The 17,696-nt window shown below is 58.3% G+C and carries 17 protein-coding genes and 1 pseudogene; 8 read left to right on the forward strand and 10 right to left on the reverse strand.

The genetic code is table 11. The features are described from left to right. Positions 1-110: 110 nt before the first annotated feature. The 6 genes from B2S33_RS18425 to B2S33_RS18445 all read right to left on the reverse strand — a co-directional run bounded on the left by B2S33_RS18425 (position 111) and on the right by B2S33_RS18445 (position 4,587). Positions 111-1,019 (reverse strand): hypothetical protein, encoded by a 909-nt coding sequence (locus B2S33_RS18425; RefSeq protein ID WP_288650798.1) that lies wholly within the window; start codon positions 1,017-1,019, stop codon positions 111-113. A 538-nt stretch (positions 1,020-1,557) separates the two neighbouring features. Beyond that, positions 1,558-2,301: a hypothetical protein gene (locus B2S33_RS18430; protein ID WP_288650799.1), complete on the reverse strand. Its 744-nt coding sequence runs from the start codon at positions 2,299-2,301 to the stop codon at positions 1,558-1,560. 364 nt (positions 2,302-2,665) lie between these two features. After that, the gene (locus B2S33_RS18435; protein ID WP_288650800.1) at positions 2,666-3,010 is read right to left on the reverse strand and encodes a hypothetical protein; all 345 of its coding nucleotides are present in this window, start codon (positions 3,008-3,010) and stop codon (positions 2,666-2,668) included. 67 nt (positions 3,011-3,077) lie between these two features. Next, positions 3,078-3,320, reverse strand: coding sequence for a phage/plasmid replication domain-containing protein (locus B2S33_RS21685; RefSeq protein ID WP_367597494.1), 243 nt, complete (start codon positions 3,318-3,320; stop codon positions 3,078-3,080). Between the two features lie 663 nt (positions 3,321-3,983). Continuing rightward, entirely contained in the window at positions 3,984-4,241 is a 258-nt protein-coding gene (locus tag B2S33_RS18440) for a hypothetical protein (RefSeq protein WP_288650801.1), read from the reverse strand. 130 nt (positions 4,242-4,371) lie between these two features. Further along, positions 4,372-4,587 carry a hypothetical protein gene (locus tag B2S33_RS18445; RefSeq protein ID WP_288650803.1) on the reverse strand — a complete coding sequence of 72 codons (216 nt, stop codon included), beginning with the start codon at positions 4,585-4,587 and terminating at the stop codon, positions 4,372-4,374. A gap of 195 nt (positions 4,588-4,782) precedes the next feature. Here B2S33_RS18445 and B2S33_RS18450 point away from each other — a divergent pair, with 195 nt between their 5' ends. The 4 genes from B2S33_RS18450 to B2S33_RS18465 all read left to right on the forward strand — a co-directional run bounded on the left by B2S33_RS18450 (position 4,783) and on the right by B2S33_RS18465 (position 8,741). Next, on the forward strand, positions 4,783-5,394 hold the full coding sequence (locus B2S33_RS18450) for a class I SAM-dependent DNA methyltransferase (protein ID WP_288650805.1): 612 nt from the start codon (positions 4,783-4,785) through the stop codon (positions 5,392-5,394). Between the two features lie 309 nt (positions 5,395-5,703). After that, entirely contained in the window at positions 5,704-6,954 is a 1,251-nt protein-coding gene (locus tag B2S33_RS18455) for an MFS transporter (protein ID WP_104926215.1), read from the forward strand. Positions 6,955-6,961: 7 nt separating this feature from the next. Continuing rightward, complete coding sequence (locus tag B2S33_RS18460; protein WP_028687536.1) at positions 6,962-8,215, forward strand: arsenic transporter; 1,254 nt, start codon at positions 6,962-6,964, stop codon at positions 8,213-8,215. Positions 8,216-8,435: 220 nt separating this feature from the next. After that, a complete protein-coding gene (locus B2S33_RS18465; RefSeq protein WP_288650807.1) occupies positions 8,436-8,741 on the forward strand; it encodes a hypothetical protein in 306 nt (101 codons plus the stop codon). A gap of 18 nt (positions 8,742-8,759) precedes the next feature. On the opposite strand, the gene B2S33_RS18470 is transcribed toward B2S33_RS18465, so the two are convergent. After that, positions 8,760-10,382 (reverse strand): ATP-binding response regulator, encoded by a 1,623-nt coding sequence (locus tag B2S33_RS18470; protein WP_288650809.1) that lies wholly within the window; start codon positions 10,380-10,382, stop codon positions 8,760-8,762. A gap of 115 nt (positions 10,383-10,497) precedes the next feature. On the opposite strand from B2S33_RS18470, the gene B2S33_RS18475 reads away from it, so the two are divergent. After that, the gene (locus B2S33_RS18475) at positions 10,498-11,112 is read left to right on the forward strand and encodes a LuxR C-terminal-related transcriptional regulator (protein ID WP_027915583.1); all 615 of its coding nucleotides are present in this window, start codon (positions 10,498-10,500) and stop codon (positions 11,110-11,112) included. 155 nt (positions 11,113-11,267) lie between these two features. After that, positions 11,268-11,438: a hypothetical protein gene (locus B2S33_RS18480; protein WP_154665202.1), complete on the forward strand. Its 171-nt coding sequence runs from the start codon at positions 11,268-11,270 to the stop codon at positions 11,436-11,438. A 25-nt stretch (positions 11,439-11,463) separates the two neighbouring features. On the opposite strand, the gene B2S33_RS18485 is transcribed toward B2S33_RS18480, so the two are convergent. After that, positions 11,464-11,733 carry a DUF6555 family protein gene (locus B2S33_RS18485; RefSeq protein ID WP_027915584.1) on the reverse strand — a complete coding sequence of 90 codons (270 nt, stop codon included), beginning with the start codon at positions 11,731-11,733 and terminating at the stop codon, positions 11,464-11,466. Between the two features lie 131 nt (positions 11,734-11,864). After that, positions 11,865-12,038: pseudogene (locus B2S33_RS18490) on the reverse strand (general stress protein); the annotation flags it as partial. 319 nt (positions 12,039-12,357) lie between these two features. On the opposite strand from B2S33_RS18490, the gene B2S33_RS18495 reads away from it, so the two are divergent. Both B2S33_RS18495 and B2S33_RS18500 read left to right on the forward strand, forming a co-directional pair. Further along, positions 12,358-16,497: a CheR family methyltransferase gene (locus B2S33_RS18495; RefSeq protein ID WP_288650811.1), complete on the forward strand. Its 4,140-nt coding sequence runs from the start codon at positions 12,358-12,360 to the stop codon at positions 16,495-16,497. Between the two features lie 90 nt (positions 16,498-16,587). After that, positions 16,588-16,986, forward strand: a complete 399-nt coding sequence (locus tag B2S33_RS18500) for an NUDIX hydrolase (RefSeq protein ID WP_027915587.1) — start codon at positions 16,588-16,590, stop codon at positions 16,984-16,986. A 44-nt stretch (positions 16,987-17,030) separates the two neighbouring features. Here the strand turns inward: B2S33_RS18500 and B2S33_RS18505 are convergent, their stop codons facing one another. Then, positions 17,031-17,582, reverse strand: coding sequence for an ATP-dependent Clp protease proteolytic subunit (locus B2S33_RS18505; RefSeq protein WP_027915588.1), 552 nt, complete (start codon positions 17,580-17,582; stop codon positions 17,031-17,033). Between the last annotated feature and the right edge of the window lie 114 nt (positions 17,583-17,696).

A 17,696-nucleotide genomic window follows, 5' to 3' on the forward strand; every position in this document is an offset into this window, starting at 1 on the left:
TTAGACCCATGGCCACTCCAAAACGCGTCGCCTGGAGGGAACGTCCAGGCGTCGCAGTATCAAGGCCGGTGGCGTTCAAGCTTATGTTCGCTGCCAGCGGCAAGGCATGTTCAATACTGGTCGGAGCGCACCCATTTACCTATACCCACGTTTCTCCAGGTGGGCGCTACAGCACTGGAGAGTGCGCCTGAGCGCGTTCGGGATGTATCAACGTTGTCAATGTCTGCGAAAGACACCGTTACGCGCTGGTCTTTGTAATTCAAACTCCTGAGCACGAATGTGCCGTTTTTCTCATCGATGCTCTCCAATATGCCTTGAGCCGCTAGTGGATTTCCGCCTCCCGTGGTTGTCTTGCGCCAGACCAAGAGATAGCGATTGAGCGACTGCTTGAGCTCAGCTGTGACCTGGGCACGCATGACATAATCGTTGACATAGGCTTCACACGCTTGTTGCACAGGGCGGGTAATGTTCCTGATTTGCCGCTCACGGTCGTAGAAATCCTGATAAGGATCTGCCTTGGACGACGCTGAATCGTAGATCACATTTCGGCGACGCAGGTGCTCAGAGATATCATTTGAAGCCAGCTCGGCCGCTGCAGCGTCAGCAATGGCGTCAGTGCCATTTTCACCTGATGTTGCTGTGCTTGCATCTTGGGTCACTGATTCAAGGGCTTTGTCCAAGGTACTCGCGGCCGCGTCTTGCATCTTGTAACAGGCTCCACAGGCAGCTTCGTAGACGATGAAGGCAGCTTCATGAGCATTTTCATCATCGTTCACCAACGCTGCATCCAGTGCTTTACGGGCTTTGTCTCGGGCAACGATAGGCGCGCCCAGTTCAAGAGCGGCAACAAAAACGCCCCAGACAAGCGCGTATACCTGGGCATCCCGCAGCGCTCGCACGACATCCGGAGCCGTGGCGACATGCTTGTTTTCAGTGATGACAGCGAGCCGTTGTTGCACCGAGTCATAGGTTTGGCAATCACGAATACTTGAGAACAGCGCATCCAGTTCTGTAGCCATAGTCCGAATCCTTGTGACCGTGGGGTGGGCGTGTGCCGAAACTTCCGTTTGCTGGCGCGCCTATGTTCAGGCTGGGGCTCGAAAGGCTGCTACTGGCATTTGTGAGAGTTGACTGCTTGCAAGCTAGGTGTTCGGGCAGGTTGCGGATGTACACGGAGCTGCACCAATCCCGATATGAGTGGGAAGCCCAGGCAGTCTCAGACTACGTGTTGCGTGTCACTGGCGGGCGAGTAGGGCCGCTTCATTGAAAGGCCTTCGTTGTGATGTGCAATGATGGATACGAACCAGCGGCGACGCTGAGCTTGTCATGCCAGTCAGCACTGATCGTGATCCAGCCCCAGCAGCCTTATACATGATTTAACATAATACACATTATGCGCATCCTCGTATGAAGCAATAGGAGCGCTGGTGGATAGATTGGAAGCTTGATAGCGCTGCAATTTTCGCGGGCGCGAAAAAAATCGACCTACTCAGCTGGCACTAGGTGTTGCTAGTAGCAACACCTAGCGTTATCGCTGGCATGCTAATGCCTTGGACCTCAGCCGTTCGCCAGATCCTGGGCGGAAACAACACGGGTCATCTCGGTCAGGACCTTGTCAAGATGCGGTGCCAGCTCAAAAACTTCAGATCGTAAAACCTTGAGCGAATCAGCTTCGTAGCCGTAGCGAGCTTTGGTGAATAGCACTGAACACGCCTGGATCCTTGCCTCCAGAGGAAAATCAGGTTCGACGCTTTCGGAAACGGCATCTAGCTGTTGCTTCAATACAGGCGGGATTTGCTCGTACAGCTTGGCCAGGTCGTGCTTGTCACCCTTAACGTGCTTGCTGAGACGAACGAAGCTCGGACAGTCAGGGTCGGTTTCGACAAGAAATGACTTCAAATATTGCTCCGATGCCAGGCCAGCATTCATGGCCGCAGGCAGTAGCAAATCACTGTTTCCACGCAATCCCTCTTGCTCAAGCAACAAAGCAGCATTGAGGAAATCCCGAGCCTCCCTCACAACCTGAAAACTAGGCAAATCGGCCTTGTAAATGGGGGTACAAACGAACGAAAACTCACTACCCGAATGGGTTGCTCCGTCGATGAGATAGCGGTGAGTTTGCCCACCATAAACGGCATCAACATGCGTGTAAGAGTCGGTGGTCACAGGCATGACGATAGTGATCCGAAAGCGATGAAGGACACGCTCAATCGCAACAGAATGATCGCCAAGCAACAGTTCCGGCGGGGGCTTAATGCCGCTGGCGTGAAACGTTAGATCAGCCTTCCCTTGGTAAATCATGCATACTTCCTTATAAGAAAATGTGATAGCTATACTAAATATTCATTTAGTTTAGTTATATATGATTGGAGCTCCGGTACCAGACCGCTCCCCTGCAAGCGAGCCAAATTTTTCGAGTCAGTACCAAACGACCTGCTGCACAGATCGAACTTACTCTAGGAGTGCGAGCCACATAAAGCCGCTGGTAACCGGTGCCTGCCCCTCGCTGCGCGAGTGTCCGTCGCCGATCACCATCGGCTCTTCCCAAAACGCGTTCAAGTCGTGACGCGCTATCCGAGCCACTGGCCGTCGTCGGCATCGAACACTCAAAAAGCTGTCAATACCTGAATACAGGAATATGAATATTACTATTCAGATACACGCCCTATTTCACTGACAGGACCGTCAGGCTCGAGATGTCTGCAGGATCAATGGACTCGCAGCTCGAGTGGAAAAGGAATAGACGCCCTGGTATCGATGACTGCGGGATGCCAATGGAAAAGCCAGCCACCAAGGCTGAAAAATGAATCGTCTGAGCTTCGAAATCTCCGCAGGTTGGAAAGTGCTGCTCGAAATCAACCTCCTTCCCTACCAGCTCTGATGCATCCAGCCAGAGGTTGCTGGGATCAGAACATGATATTTTTTCAAGTTTTAGCCCTTCAGGCGCAGCAAGCGCCGAGTAGGCATGCAGCTTATGCTGAGCAGAGTTGATAGCATTGGTCGAAGCCATCTAATGATCTCCCTAATAGATCATGGGTGGTTTAGGTCTAGGGGAGGTGCAACTCCCCTAGCCTTCTCTAATCGGCTGATCCGCCGACTTTTACAGAAAAGTTGAAGGATGGATCGTAAGGCCGCGCAATATCAATACCGAGCTTGCGCAATCTTGCTCGATGCGTCTTTACCGCGCTTTTCTCCAGGTCGAACGAAACGCCCTCCATCCACTTCACGACGTATACAAGCGTTGCGTTGGCGGCTGTCTCGTTGGGGGCGATAGATTGTGAGATTAAAGCTGTGTGGATATCCATAAGCCGCAAAGGCATGTACGGCTACCCTCCCCTTATTGGTATGGATTTTCATACTTCCACGACTGGCGTTTATCGTCAAGAAGTTTGGATGTCCATACCAAAGTGGGGGTGTAACAGCACCCCCACCCTGGCCCGCCTTCGGCGGTCCTGCAAAGTGAGCGTGTTGCTCGAGAAGATCAACGTCAAAAGCCCCTCCGGGGGCCCTCCGGGAGCTCTCGGCGAGGCCAGGGGTGCGGGGAGAAAAGCGCTCCCCACACCCCAGGCGGAGAGTAATTAGGCGGGGTGTGGTAAAGGGTTCGCTGCGCTCCGGGACTCCGTTTATCGCGACGGTGGAGCGCTGTCACGATAAGCCGGGGTCGCGGCCCTTGACCATTCAAGATCGGCGGCGTTAGCCGTTGGTAAACAGCGGAAGCGGACGCGGGAGGCATTGCCGCCGGGGTTCGCGCTACGCTAACCCCCTTCGGCAAAGCCTCCTCCGACCGGTACCGAAAGTTTGCCCAGGGCGAAACTGCCGGCGGGCTTTTTGGTACCGGAATTATTGGTCTTTGTTGAGGCTGTGCACGACAGAACAAAGCATCGCAATAGCAGTTCCGACACAAACGGTGATGACGAACCAGAACTCTACCGAACTCAGGTGGGTTAGTGGCTCAAAAGCAAGTTGATACAAGGTAGGCATTTTCAAATCTCCATGGCCGCTTGGCCTGTTTTTTCAAGTAGCAGTGCCGCAGCAGAGCGAGCACCTTCGATAGTCCTTTTTGCTACTTCTAGCTGGGCAGTGAGTTGCGCAACCTGATCACGCAAATCATGAATAGCTGTGCGCTGACCTAAGTACGCGAGAGCAGCGGTTTCAACGGCACCGGAAGCAGTTTTTCTGCCCGTTGCAGCCTTGAGAGCATCAACCGTGGCGGCGTCCATGTCGAGAATCTTAACTAGCATTTAGTACCATTCCTTGTCATCGATAACTAACCAGGCGATGACTAATAGTACCATTCTACATCGATAGAAGCTAGCTTTTGGTACCAAATATTTATCCTGCAGAACGACCTGGTTCACGCTTTCGGTACCACTATAGATCGTCGATCAACTCGGCTATCGCTCGAAGCTTGCTTATCAGCAAGTCCAGTTCAGCGGATTCAGCGTCCAACTGGCGAACCCTAGAACGCAACTTCCGCAGATCGGCCACGACGTTGCCGTAAGAGTCTATCAGGGATTCAACGGCGTGCTCAGCATCGGGATTGCCGGTGTAGGCCTTGGCGTCGCGTACGGCGCGTTCTGAAAGCATGAGTGGGATTCGCATAATCGTCCCTATGTTACGCGACGCCTGGAGCCGTGGGCATCTTCCAGACGTCGCTCAACATAAGGACTTCCATTATGCGCACCCAGGCATTTCCTGCTCGATACCAACCCGGGGTACATTTGAAGCCACGAATCGCTTACAGCGTCCTCTCGTAAGATCGTTTAAGGAAACCGTCCTCCCATGTCCCACCATCCATCAGCAGACCACATCATCGACCTTTACGACCGCCATGCATTTACTTGGCACCAAAAGCGCGCCAATCACTTCACTGATCGCAAATGGATTGCGCATTTCGGGAACATGCTAAAGCCGTCAGCACGTGTTCTGGATCTGGGCCGCGGCTCTGGCCAACCTGTAGCGCGACACCTGGTCGAAATCGGCGCCTGCGTTGTGGGTGTTGATTCGTCCAAACAGATGCTGATCCTGTGCAGTGCACAGTTTCCTGAGCAGCAATGGATTCACGCAGACATGCGCACACTTACATTGGGCTGTCAGTTCGACGCAATCATTGCTTGGAACAGCTTTTTCCACCTAAAGCCCACCGATCAGCGCCTGATGTTCCCGATTTTTCGTCGCCATGCGGCCCCAGGGGCGTTGCTCATGTTTACAAGTGGGCCCTCCCATGGCGAAGCCTTGGGTACATTCGAGGGCGAGACGTTGTATCACGCCAGCTTGAGTACCAATGAATACGTCGATCAGTTACACGCCAACGGGTTCGAGGTGCTTGATCACGTTGTTGAAGATCCGGATTCCGGGGGACTGACAGCATGGCTAGGGCGTCTCCTACCCTAACTCAATATTCTTCTCAGTAATAACTAAACTAAATATTCATTTAGTTTAGTTATATAATTGACCTAAGTTGTCGTCGCCTATTCATCCCTTCCGTACCAGGTTTTCATCGGGTGATGCGTGCCGACCGAGCCCGCCATTCCATCCCTCGCCGAATTCCCGGCCCTCATCCAGATAACTTAAATCCGCCTCTGGAACCTATCCTCGCCGTGCACAGTCTTTGCCAAAGATACCCCAGCATCACCACTCGCCCGCCGCCCATACCCTGGCCCATGCCAGCGATGGCTACGTGGCCCTCTCGAGAGCACGTCCTTGGAAAATCCTAGGCAATCCGCCCCGCATCGCTCGCTTGACTGGTTGAACTTCTTCCTTGCCGATGTACGTGACGGACTTGGACCATACCTTGCCATCTATCTGCTCGCCGTTCATCAATGGCAGCCCGCGAGCATAGGGCTGGTCATGACGATTGCCGGTGTTACTGCCCTGCTCGCTCAGACGCCCGCCGGCGCCCTGATTGACCGTACGCCCGCCAAACGTGCCGTTGTGGTCATAGCGGCAGTCCTGGTAACTGGGAGCTGTCTGTTGCTGCCTTTCATCACATCATTCACCTGGGTTGCCGTAACGCAAACCATCAGCGCCTTGGCCGGCTCCGTGTTCGCGCCGGCGATCGCAGCCATCTCTCTGGGGCTGACCGGACCGAAGGCGTTCACACGACGCGTGGGACGCAACGAGACCTTCAACCATGCTGGAAATGCTTTCTCTGCACTACTGGCCGGTGGCCTCGCCTACCTGTATGGGCCGGTGGTGGTGTTCTACCTGATGGCTGCACTGACCGTGGCCAGCATCATCGCGGTAGCCTGCGTCCCGGGCGCTGAGATTGACCATCACGTGGCTCGAGGCCTGACCCATAGCCCGAACGATCAGGACAATCCGGCGGGCTTGGCGCTGCTGTTGCATAACCGCACATTGCTGCTCTTCGCGATCTGCTGCGCCTTGTTCCATCTGGCCAATGCGGCCATGCTGCCGTTGGTAAGCCAGAAACTCTCTCAAGTCGACCTGCGCCTGGCCACGCCATTGACCTCGGCTTGCATCGTGGCAGCCCAGCTGGTCATGGTGCCCATGGCGCTGCTGGTCGGGGCGCGTGCCGAACAATGGGGGCGCAAGCCGTTCATGCTCGTGGGGTTCCTGATACTTCCACTGCGCGGCGCGCTCTACACCTTGTCTGACAACCCCTTCTGGCTCGTAGGCGTGCAGCTACTCGATGGCATTGGCGCGGGCATTTTCGGGGCGTTGTTCCCGATCATCGTCAAGGACCTCACCGAGGGTACCGGGCGGTTCAACGTAAGCCTTGGCGCGCTCACCGCCGTGTTCGGCCTTGGTGCTGCGCTGAGCCCTGGTCTGGCGGGGTTCGTCGTCCAAGCGGCGGGTTACAATGCCGCGTTCCTGACGCTGGCCGGGATCGCAGCCTGCGCATTTGTTCTTGTGCTGGTCGCCCTCCCCGAAACGCACCCACGCCAGGGCGATGCGCCCTCCTCTTCTATGCCGTCAGCCGCCGGAAACTGAACCCTTGATGCACCTGAGCCAAACATCGTTGATCATCTGGATCGTCTCGGCCCTGGCCACTGCTGGCGTCATACTCAGACCCTTCAAGGTGCCCGAATTCATCTGGGCCCTAGGCGGTGCCACCGTACTCGTGCTGTTTGGGCTGATTGCCCCGATGAACGCTTTGGCGGCGGTGGTCAAGGGGAGCGACGTCTACCTGTTTTTGGTCGGCATGATGGTTCTGGCCGAAGTGGCCCGCCAGGAGGGGCTTTTCGATTGGGTGGCCCGTTATGCCGTAGGCCATGCCCAAGGGTCTGGTCAACGGCTGTTCAATCTGGTTTTCCTGGTCGGTACCCTGGTGACCGTTTTTCTCTCGAACGATGCCACTGCCGTGGTTCTGACGCCAGCAGTGTATGCCGCCTGCAAGGCCGCCAAGGCTGAGCCTCTGCCCTACCTGTTCATCTGTGCATTCATCGCCAATGCCGCAAGCTTCGTTCTGCCCATTTCCAATCCCGCCAACCTGGTGGTATTCGGCAGCCAGATGCCTCCTCTGCTGGACTGGTTAAAGCAGTTCACCTTGCCTTCGTTGGCAGCCATCGCGGCGACCTATGTCATTTTGCGTATCACCCAACGCCGTCAGATCTGCCAGCCGCTTGCGTTGACCGTGCAAATACAGCCTCTTCCAGCCGGTGCGCGCCTGTGTGCATGGGGCATTGCGCTGACTGCCTGCGTGCTGCTGGGTGCATCGGCGCTTGACGTACCACTAGGCCTACCTACCTTCAGCGCTGGTATCGCGACCACCGCGCTGATCCATTTGCGCCAGCGGCGCAGCCCGATGCCAGTTTTGCGACACGTTGCCTGGAGTGTGCTGCCATTGGTTGCGGGCTTGTTCGTGTTGGTCGAAGCTGTGGCTCAGACAGGCGCGATCGAACAGCTGGCGCATGCGCTCATGACCCTGGAGCAGACGTCTCAGACCGCTGCCAGCTGGACCGCGGGGGTGGGTGTAGCCGTGGCTAGCAACTTGATGAACAACCTGCCGAGTGGGCTGATTGCCGGCTCCATGGTCGATATCGCCCACCTCCCTCGGCAAACTACCGCCGCGTTGCTGATTGGGGTCGACCTAGGTCCGAACTTGTCCATTACCGGATCCCTTGCAACCTTGCTCTGGCTGGTGGCGATTCGACGTGAAGGCGAGTCTGTCAGCGCCTGGCAATTTCTGCGCCTGGGGCTGCTGGTCATGCCGCCAGCTCTAGCCGCAGCGCTGTTGGCCCTTATGGTCTGACGCTCAACTGAGCATCCGATCACTGCTCGCCGCTGCGCACGCGCTGTCTAGGTCGGCACCCGCGAGGAAGGTGGCAAAGTGATCGCGAAGCGCAGGTGCCCAGTTTGCCCTTCAGGGTTAGGCGGCCGAGGGTGACCACTTGGCCGCTCTCGGAATGTTCCAGGACGGTATCCTTGATGCCGAGCCGCCATAGCACCAGCATGAAGGAGCGCAAGTCGACGTGAGGCGACCCCTGCTCGACCTGCTGATCGCCATTACCGGGGCTCTATTGGCCATGGCCGGCTGCCAAACGGTCAAGCCGTCTGATGACACCCTGAAGAAGCGTACCGAGTTCGTGCTCAACACCAAAGTGTCGAAAGTGGAAGATGTGCGCAGCGACAGCACCATCACCTACTACACCGCCACGACTGGCAAAGGGCGGTTCGAATGCCAGATGCCCAGTGGTGCACTTGTCGCTGCGGCGGGCATGGGCATTTATCAACCCACCCCCAGCTGCGTGAAAGAAGGCCAGACCGGCCGCCTGTGACCAGGGCTGCGGCCGCTTTCAACAGGGAGGCAATGTGGGCTCACCACAGAGCGTGCGCAGCATGGCTCGCAATTCGGCCGGGCGCACAGGCTTGGACAGCACTGCGATATCGCGACCCTGTACCGCGTCCTGTATTCGGTCCGGATCATGCCCCGTCATGATCAAGGCTGGTACAGCCCAGCCCCGCTCGCTGCGCAGCCGCTCGATGCAATCGACTCCGGTGGCGTCCTGGCCAAGGTCATAGTCGGCAACGATGACGTCACAGTCCTCATTCGAAGCGGCAGCAGAACTGTGCCCATCCACTTCGCACCCCCAGCGCTGCAACAGGGCCGACGTTGCCCTGAGCACGTTATGGTCGTCTTCTATCAGGCAGACTCGCAGGCCGCTGAGCAAACCTGCAGCGGCAAGCTCGTTCTCAGGCGCTGGCACTGTAGGTTGAGGCGTTATCTGCGCGAACCCCTTCAGGCTCACGGTAGTGCCGTGGCCGGGTCGAGATTGCAGGTGCACCTGCACGTCCATCAGCCGTGCAAGCCGACGAACGATCGACAGGCCCAATCCGACGCCCTCGACGTCCTTGTCGCGCACTTGCCTGACCCGGTAGAACTCCTCGAACACCAGCGTCTGGTGTGCAGGTTCGATGCCTCGCCCCTGATCACAGACCATGATGGCAAGACCTCCCTGGCAGCGTCGGACACCCATCAACAGTGGCCGTCCCGGTGCGTACTTGAGGCTGTTGGAAAGGACGTTCTGGACCATAGTCGTCAATATGCCGCGGTCTGCACGCGTCCAGTAGGCACAAGGCCGCACCCGTATTTCCACCCCCGCCCAGCGAGCAGCCTCGGCGTGCTCACGCGCAAGGGTCTCGAGAAAATCGCCCAGGGCAAAGGGCTCATGGCGCGGCTGCACACGCCCGTTGTCCAAGGTGTACAGGTCCAGAATCGAACGAAACAGCTGGGACACATTCAGCAGCGATCGATCAATGCTGTCCACCAGCCTGCGTTCCTCCTCGCCCAGCCGCGCCTCGCGCAGGCAAGCGGTGAACAGACTGATGGAGTGAATGGGTTGGCGCAGGTCGTGACTCGCCTGGGCCAGAAAGCGGGACTTCTCGAGATTGGCTGCAGCGGCCTGCTCCGAAGCTCGGCGCGTGCGTTCGAGCAGCAAGTGCGCATAGACGGGGATCACGGTGCTAGTGGTCAGCAACATCAGCACCAGAAAAGGGTTGGCCTGCCAGTAAGGCGTCAGTTGGTACACCGCAACCAAGGCGATCAGCGCCAGCCCGGTCGCGATGGCCAGGTACCGGGAGCCGAAACGCATGCCGTTGCCCAGGTTGACCCACACCATCACGGCATACAGGGGCAGCGCCGCCTCACCGCCGACTACCAGGCCGAAGCAGGTGCCTGTGTAGTCGTGCACCATGCCCAGCACCCGGCGCCACGGATAGTGCCCCGGCCAGCGTGCGATGGCCTGGCGCAGAAGCACCGATACCAGGAGAAAGACGACAATGTAGACGACCACCGGCACGTAGAGCGCAGCAGAGCGGTCCAGCAGAAAGACCAGCATCGCCACATAGGCGAAGGCGCAACTGCCAACGACCAGACGCAAGTTCGCTTGATCGAGCTCGTTGTTTTTATCCAGGGCCATGGCCAGAATCCTTTTCATCAGGCGGCTTTGCTCCCGTGACGGGGCGGCACGCACTTGCCAGGGCTGCTACGTTAACATGGCCCGATCGACCTGCGGCCAAAGGGAGTTGCCAAGCGTGACCAGTCGAATAATCGTGGCGGACGACCATCCGCTTTTCAGGGAAGCCATGGTGCGTACCGTCTACCGTGTGCTGCCAAGCGCCCATGTAGCTGAGGCCGGCAGCCTGGATGAGGTACTGCAGCTTGCCAGCGTCGGCGAGGCCCTCGACACCTTGATCCTTGACCTGCGTTTTCCGGGCCTGGATTCCGTCAGCCGCCTCGCCCAGCTCAAACGCCAACTGCCGCGCACGACCTTGATCGTCGTCTCGATGGTGGATGATCCGGTCATCATCGACCAAGTCATGGCTTGCGGCGTTGATGGTTTCATCGGCAAAAGCCTGAGCGCCGAGCAAATGGGCGCTGCGATCCTTGCCGTTCGAGCCGGAGAAGTGTTGGTGCGCTTCGCGCCCTCAGGGCTGCTGCCGGTCGCCAATGCCGACTCGGGTACCGAGCACCTGACTCAACGCCAACAAGACGTGCTGCGCTTGATCGCTCAGGGCAAGACCAACAAGGAGATAGCCAAGGCCTTGGATATCTCGCCCTTCACGGTGCGCATCCACGTTTCGTCACTGCTCAAGGCACTTAATGTCAGCTCGCGCACCGCTGCTGCCGTCAAGTACTCGGCCGGGTAGCACCGTTGGTCAGACCTGCGCTTGCCTAGACGGACTTCTACGCGTGCGGTGGTGCTCTGAACAAGTGAGAGGCCTGGCAATGGCTGTGCCCCTCACTCCTGTGTTGGCCCGCCGTCAGGGCGGGCCTTTTTTTAGAACCAGCGGAGGCGCGCGCAATGATGCAGAAACTGATGATGGGGGGCGGCAATGTCCAGGACGACTGGCCCGAGCTTGAGCAAGAGCAGCGCAATGATAAGGTCGATGACCCGGACACTGATCCCGGTCTGACCGATGAAGACCAGGATCGGCCAGGCGTGCCTGCCAGCGATCCCGAGGCGGGTGCGTGATCGGTTGATGATGCAGGCTGCGCAATCAGGCGGTGGTGGCAGGGTCTTCCAGGGACTGCCCAGGCTTGCTGCCTGATAGGCGCCAGGTCACGTCCGTGACGCCGTAGCGTTCGGCCATGGGCCGGCTGACCTTGCGGATTTTCTCGCGCCCGAATTTCGGAATGATGCCAATGCCTGCATCGCAGCTCGCCCAGTGCCAGGCTTCGGCGTTATCCAGGCGTTCAAGACGAATGATGAAGGTGCGGGGCTCGCCATGGAGCCGATAATCGATGATGTACAACTGGGGACTAGGCATCGCTGCACCCTCCTCTTTTGCGTGGATGACCCTGCGATGGAGTGCAGCTCGGCGATAAAGATTCAATCGAATATGCGTCATTGCTCCCAAGGGGTGCCTGGCACAGCCTTTGGCAGGCACCCAGGATGAGTTCAGCCACGCGCTTCGTTCGTTGCACTACGCCCGCCGCCGTGGCTGTTCTGACCACCCTTACGGCCAGCCTGCGAAGCGCGCTCACGGTCATTGGCGAAGTTTCCACCTGAAACCTGACCCCCTTTCTGCCCAGCACGGGAGGCCTTTTCGCGGTCATTGGCGAAATTGCCCGGGTTGGTTTCCTTGGTGCCGCCACGTTGACCGGTCGATTTTTGATCACGAGCCATATCGTTTCTCCTTGCGGTTCTGGAAGTGCGCATGGCACGAGGCCGCGCCCTTCATCAGAACCCGTGCGATGACAGGCTACTCAGTCCCAAGGCATGGATTGCAGATCGGTGGCGCGAATTGATTCTCTGGCCGAACACTTGCGGGCCAGCCATTAGCGCCTCGTAAAGGCGCTCGCGAATATCCTCGCGCGTTGCCTATAATGTCGCTCCTCCTGCCCCGCGACATGTCGATGGGCTGTCCGTCAGGTCTGTACAGGGCACCGCCATGAAGTCGACCGTTAACCAGCCCGCCGCGCCCCATCCTTCGAACCTGAGTCCTAGTCATCTCAATTTCCCGGTGGTGGGTATTGGTGCTTCTGCAGGGGGGATCGAAGCCATCTGTACCCTGTTCAGGCAGATGCCTGCCGACTCTGGCATGGCATTCGTCATCGTGCTGCACTTGTCTCCAGACCATCAGAGTGTCGCTGATCGAATCATTCAGGAGACCACCGGCATGCCGGTGAGCCAGGTAACGGCGCCGGTACCGATTGAACGCAACCATGTATACGTGATCTCCCCTGCCAATCGGCTGTCGACCAATGACGGCTATCTGCGTGTGGCACCCGCCAACAGGCGACGCGGTGACCATGTGGCGATCGACCTGTTTTTCCGTGACTTGGCCGACGTACACAAGGACCATGCCTTTTGCGTGGTACTGTCCGGCACCGGCGCAGACGGCGCCGTAGGGTTGGCGCGCGTCAAGGAGCAAGGCGGCGTCACTTTGGTGCAAAGCCCGGATGATGCCCAGTATGACAGCATGCCCAGGGCGGCCATCGAAACCGGGCTGGTCGACGTTGTGCTCCCGGCGGCAGAGCTTGCCCAAAAGCTGATGGAGCTGTGGCATAACGCACGGCAGGTCAACCTCCCACGCATCGAGGATGACAGCCTGCCGCCTGCGCTGGGTACCCGGGCGGGCGACCCGGAGTCATGCGAACCTTTGCTGGAAGAGATCCTGCTGCAACTGCGTAGTGCTACCGGGCATGACTTCCAGCACTACAAGCGCGCCACCGTGCTACGACGGATTGAGCGGCGCCTGCATGTCACGGGGCAGGCCGACCTGCGGGCTTACCTGCACTACCTCGAAAACCACAAGGAGGAATCCGCCGACTTACTAGCGGACATGCTCATAGGCGTCACCAATTTTTTCCGCGACCGTGAAGCGTTCGAAGCCTTGGAACGAATTGTCATGCCCCAACTGGTGGGCGAGCCGGACTCGGCTGACAACCCGGCAGAGATTCGCATCTGGTCCGCCGGCTGCTCGACAGGAGAGGAGTCCTACAGCCTGGCCATGCTGACATGCGAGCAGTTGGCCGTGGACCAACGTGCCAATAACGTACAGGTGTTCGCCACCGATCTTGACGAGCGCGCCATTGGCCATGCCCGCACGGGTTTGTATCCAGAGTCCATCATCACCGACGTGCCGCCATCGCGGCTGCGCCAGTTCTTCGTCAAGGAAGACCAGCATTATCGAGTACGCAAGGAAATACGCGAGAAAGTGCTTTTTGCGCGGCATAACCTGCTGTCCGATCCGCCCTTCTCGCAATTGGGCTTGATCGTCTGTCGCAATCTGCTGATTTACCTGGACCGCGAAATCCAGCGTGACATCCTGCGCATGTTCCATTTCGCCCTGCGCCCGGGTGGGTACCTGTTCCTGGGCTCGTCCGAATCGGCAGAGCTGGCTGGCGAGCTGTTTGCAGTGGTGGACAAGCGTAATCGCATCTACCGGGCGCGCGAGGTCGCCGGTGCCGGCACGCGTCCGGGGCGTCAGCTGCAAGGGGGTGATCTAGGCGCTCTGAAGCAGCCGGCCACCGCCAAAAGCAGAGCCCAGCGCAAGCCCTCCTATGCAGAGGTGCACCACCGCGCACTGGCGCGCCGAACCCCGCCGAGCCTGATCATCGACGGTGAGGGTACCATCCTTCATCTGAGTGAAGGGGTCGGGCGCTTCATGCAACTGGGCAGCGGTGAATTGAGCCGTAACTTGCTCAACCTGGTACTGCCCAGCCTGCGACTGGCGCTTCGCAGCACCCTGTTCCAGGCCCGCCAGGGCACCCATGCGGTCACCTCTCGCCCTGTGGACCTGGGCGAGGATGACCAGCGCTGCCAGGTAGAGATTACGGTGCAACCGCATAAGGATGAGCAGACAGCCGGCGAATACCTGCTGGTAGTGTTCGAAGAGCGCGCGCCCGATCCGTCATTGCCCTTGGTCGGTGCCATTCGCCAGACCGACAGCATGGTGCTGAACAACCTGGAGCGAGAGTTGCAGCGCACGCGCTTGCAATTGCAGGAGACCATCGAGCAGTCGGAGATCTCCAGTGAAGAGCTCACCGCCTCCAATGAAGAGATGCAGACCATCAACGAAGAGCTTCGCTCGGCCAGCGAAGAACTTGAAACCAGCAAGGAAGAGCTGCAGTCGATCAACGAAGAACTGTTGACCGTCAACTACGAGCTCAAGAACAAGGTCGAGGAGACCGACAAGGTCAATGACTACCTGCGCAACTTGATTGCCAGCACTGACATCGCCGCCGTGTTCGTCGACCGCAACCTGCACATTCGCTGGTTCACCCCGCGTGCGACCGACCTGTTCAACATGCTGCCGGTGGACACAGGCCGCTCTCTGCTCGACATCACTCATCGCTTGGATTACCCCGCTCTGGCAGATGATGCGCGTGCCGTGGTCAATGGCGAGCACATCATCGAGCGCGAAATCGGAGGCCAGGCCTACCACTGGCACCTGGCCAGGTTGCTGCCCTATCGCTCAAGCGAACAGAAGATCGACGGGGCCGTGCTTACCTTTATCGACATCAGCAAGAGCCGCGCGGCCGAGGAGCGTCTGCGACTTGGCGAGGAACGCATGCGAGTAGTCGCTGAAAGTACCCACGAATTCGCCATCATCCTGTTGGATGAGCAGGGCTTGATCACTGATTGGAACACAGGCGCCACATTGATCTTCGGCCATGAAAAGGCCGATGTGGTGGGCCGGCATTACCAGCTCATCTTTACCGAGGAAGATCGCCAGCACGGCATTCCCGAGCAGGAGTTGCAAAGGGCGCGCACCAACGGCCGTAGCCAGGATGAGCGCTGGCACATGCGCAATGACGATAGCCGCTTCTATGCCAGCGGTGAGATCTCGCGCTTGAAAGGCAATTCATTGCGTGGTTTCGTGAAGATCGCTCGTGACTTGACCGGGCACAAGCGCCTGCACGATGAACAGAGCAAGCAATTGGCCGAGTCGCAAAGCAGCAGCCACATGAAGGATGAGTTTTTTGCCATCATGTCCCACGAGCTCAAACACCCGCTCAACCTGATCCAGCTCAACGCCGAGATCCTGCGTCGTCTGCCTTCGATCGCCCACATCGCCGCTGCGAGCAAGGCGGTAGCCACCATTCGCGAGGCTGTCGCCAGCCAGGCGCGCATCATCGACGATCTCCTGGACGTGGCCCGTATCCGTACCGGCAAGCTCAAGCTCAAGACCGAAGCAGTAGACGTGGCTGCCATCGTCGAGGGTATCCATGGGGTTGTCGTCAGCGAGCAGCCTGACTCGGCAGTGGTGCTGGAGCTGCCTGCTGACCGTCTACCGCTGTTCATCGACGGGGATAGCACACGCTTGGAGCAAGTGATCTGGAACCTGCTCAACAACGCCCTGAAGTTCAGCCCGCCCGGTAGCGCCATTCGGTTGTCGCTCAGCCACGATGACACGCAGGTGTCGCTCAGCGTGATAGACCAGGGCATTGGCCTCACGGCAGACAGCCTGGAGCACATTTTCGATCTGTTCAGCCAGGCAGCGTCGCCGCTCGGGCACGCGGCTCGAGAGGGTCTGGGAATAGGGTTGTCGCTGGTCCGTCAGTTAGTGGAGGCCCATGGCGGAAGCGTAAGCGCGTACTCCGCAGGCCTCGGTCAAGGCTGTACGTTCACCGTCACTCTGCCCTTGTCCCAGAGTGGTAGAGGTGAGCAGCTTGCCTGCCAGCAACCTGAACGCATGGGTCGCCTTGATGGCTTGCACGTGCTGCTGGTGGACGACTCGCCCGAAGTGCTCGACGTCATGCAACAGCTCCTGGAAATGGAATGTGCGCAGGTAAGCGCATTCGCTGACCCGCGCCAGGCGCTCGAGGTCGCCAGGGACACGAAGTACGACGTCATTCTGTCGGACATCGGCATGCCAGTCATGGACGGCCATGCACTGATAAAGGCCCTGCGAAACATGAAGCACCTGCAGCACACGCCGGCCATCGCCCTGACTGGCTATGGGGCGAGCGCCGATCAGCACCGGTCGAAGCAATCAGGCTTTGATCGCCACCTGAACAAGCCCGTCGGCTATGACGAATTGGTAGAGGCCATCGAAAGCCTGCACGATTCGGTTCTCTACTGACCGTTCGTCGGTGAATTGTTACAGTTTTATGACTTTTTTACGGTTCTCGGCGACTAATTCCTCATAGGAATGTGATTCGCCGGAGTACCCATGAAATCTGCCAAGCCCCGCGCAACCATTATCTGTCGGCATGGCAAACACGCTCATAAATGGCTATGGGTTCGCAAGCAAAACGCCCCTTGGACGCTGCCAGGTGGCAAAGTTGAGCCTGGTGAGACGCCGCTTGAGGCGGCCCAGCGTGAATTGCTGGAGGAGACAGGTCTGCAGGCCCACAATTTCACGCTGCTGATGCGCCACGAGACGCCCCAGCGCATGCACTATGTCTTCGAGGCCGAGTTTGATGAAGCGCCCCAGCCTTGCGCCTTGCATGAGATCGCTGACTTTCAGTTCGCGCATTTCGAACACGTCAGCACGCTCAAGCAAGACATCAGGAAGTTGATTCGCTCGTTGCTCGAGTGTGACGCGGCTACTGCGGCGTCTGTTCGCTGACGCCCTCCTCGACTGGCTGCTATCTGGAGTACAGGCGTGCCGCTTTAGGCGTGCACGCTCCATTGACAGTCGCCCGCCTCAATCGGCAAATCGTCGATCGCATGAATCATCCCGCTGTCCAGAGCTTCTTGTGGGCCAAGGATCCGTGGGGCCGCCATCAGGTAGCGGGGCACGTCAAGCGCCTGCGCCGCGCCTTCCGTGCGCTGAGCCACAATTTGGGCGTACAGACGCAAGTCATAATCCAAGCTCATTGCATATTCGGCCATCCGAGAGTGGTCGATGGAACCGTGCAGCGTCCAGTGGAAGGGATGGAACAGGAACTTGCTGTAGGTGCACGCGGTGCGGCGCTCGCCGGCCAGAAACAGGATGTTGCCCATCGACTCGACCGTGCCAAGGTTATGCGTGTGCACAGTGACAGGCAAAGTCCGCAGGTAGTTGTACAAGGTAAACCCGTAGCTGCACTCGCCGCCCATGGTGGCGACATTCAGCTGCACCACCTCGGCCCCCTGGTTCACAGCCTTGGTACAGGTGTTGATCAGGTTGCCGCAGGTAGAAGAATTGATAGGGCCGGTGAAATGGATGATGTGTCTGGCCATGCGCACCTCCAAGAAGTGTCGATACAGAGCGTCGGTCACCACCCTGCCTGTCTAAAAATGGAATCGAGCTCATCTGCAAAGTTCAATTCCACCCCCGGCCACCGCCATTGATCA

This window comes from Pseudomonas sp. UBA5568 (genome assembly GCF_002425525.1).
GTDB classification, from domain to species: Bacteria; Pseudomonadota; Gammaproteobacteria; order Pseudomonadales; family Pseudomonadaceae; genus Aquipseudomonas; species Aquipseudomonas fulva.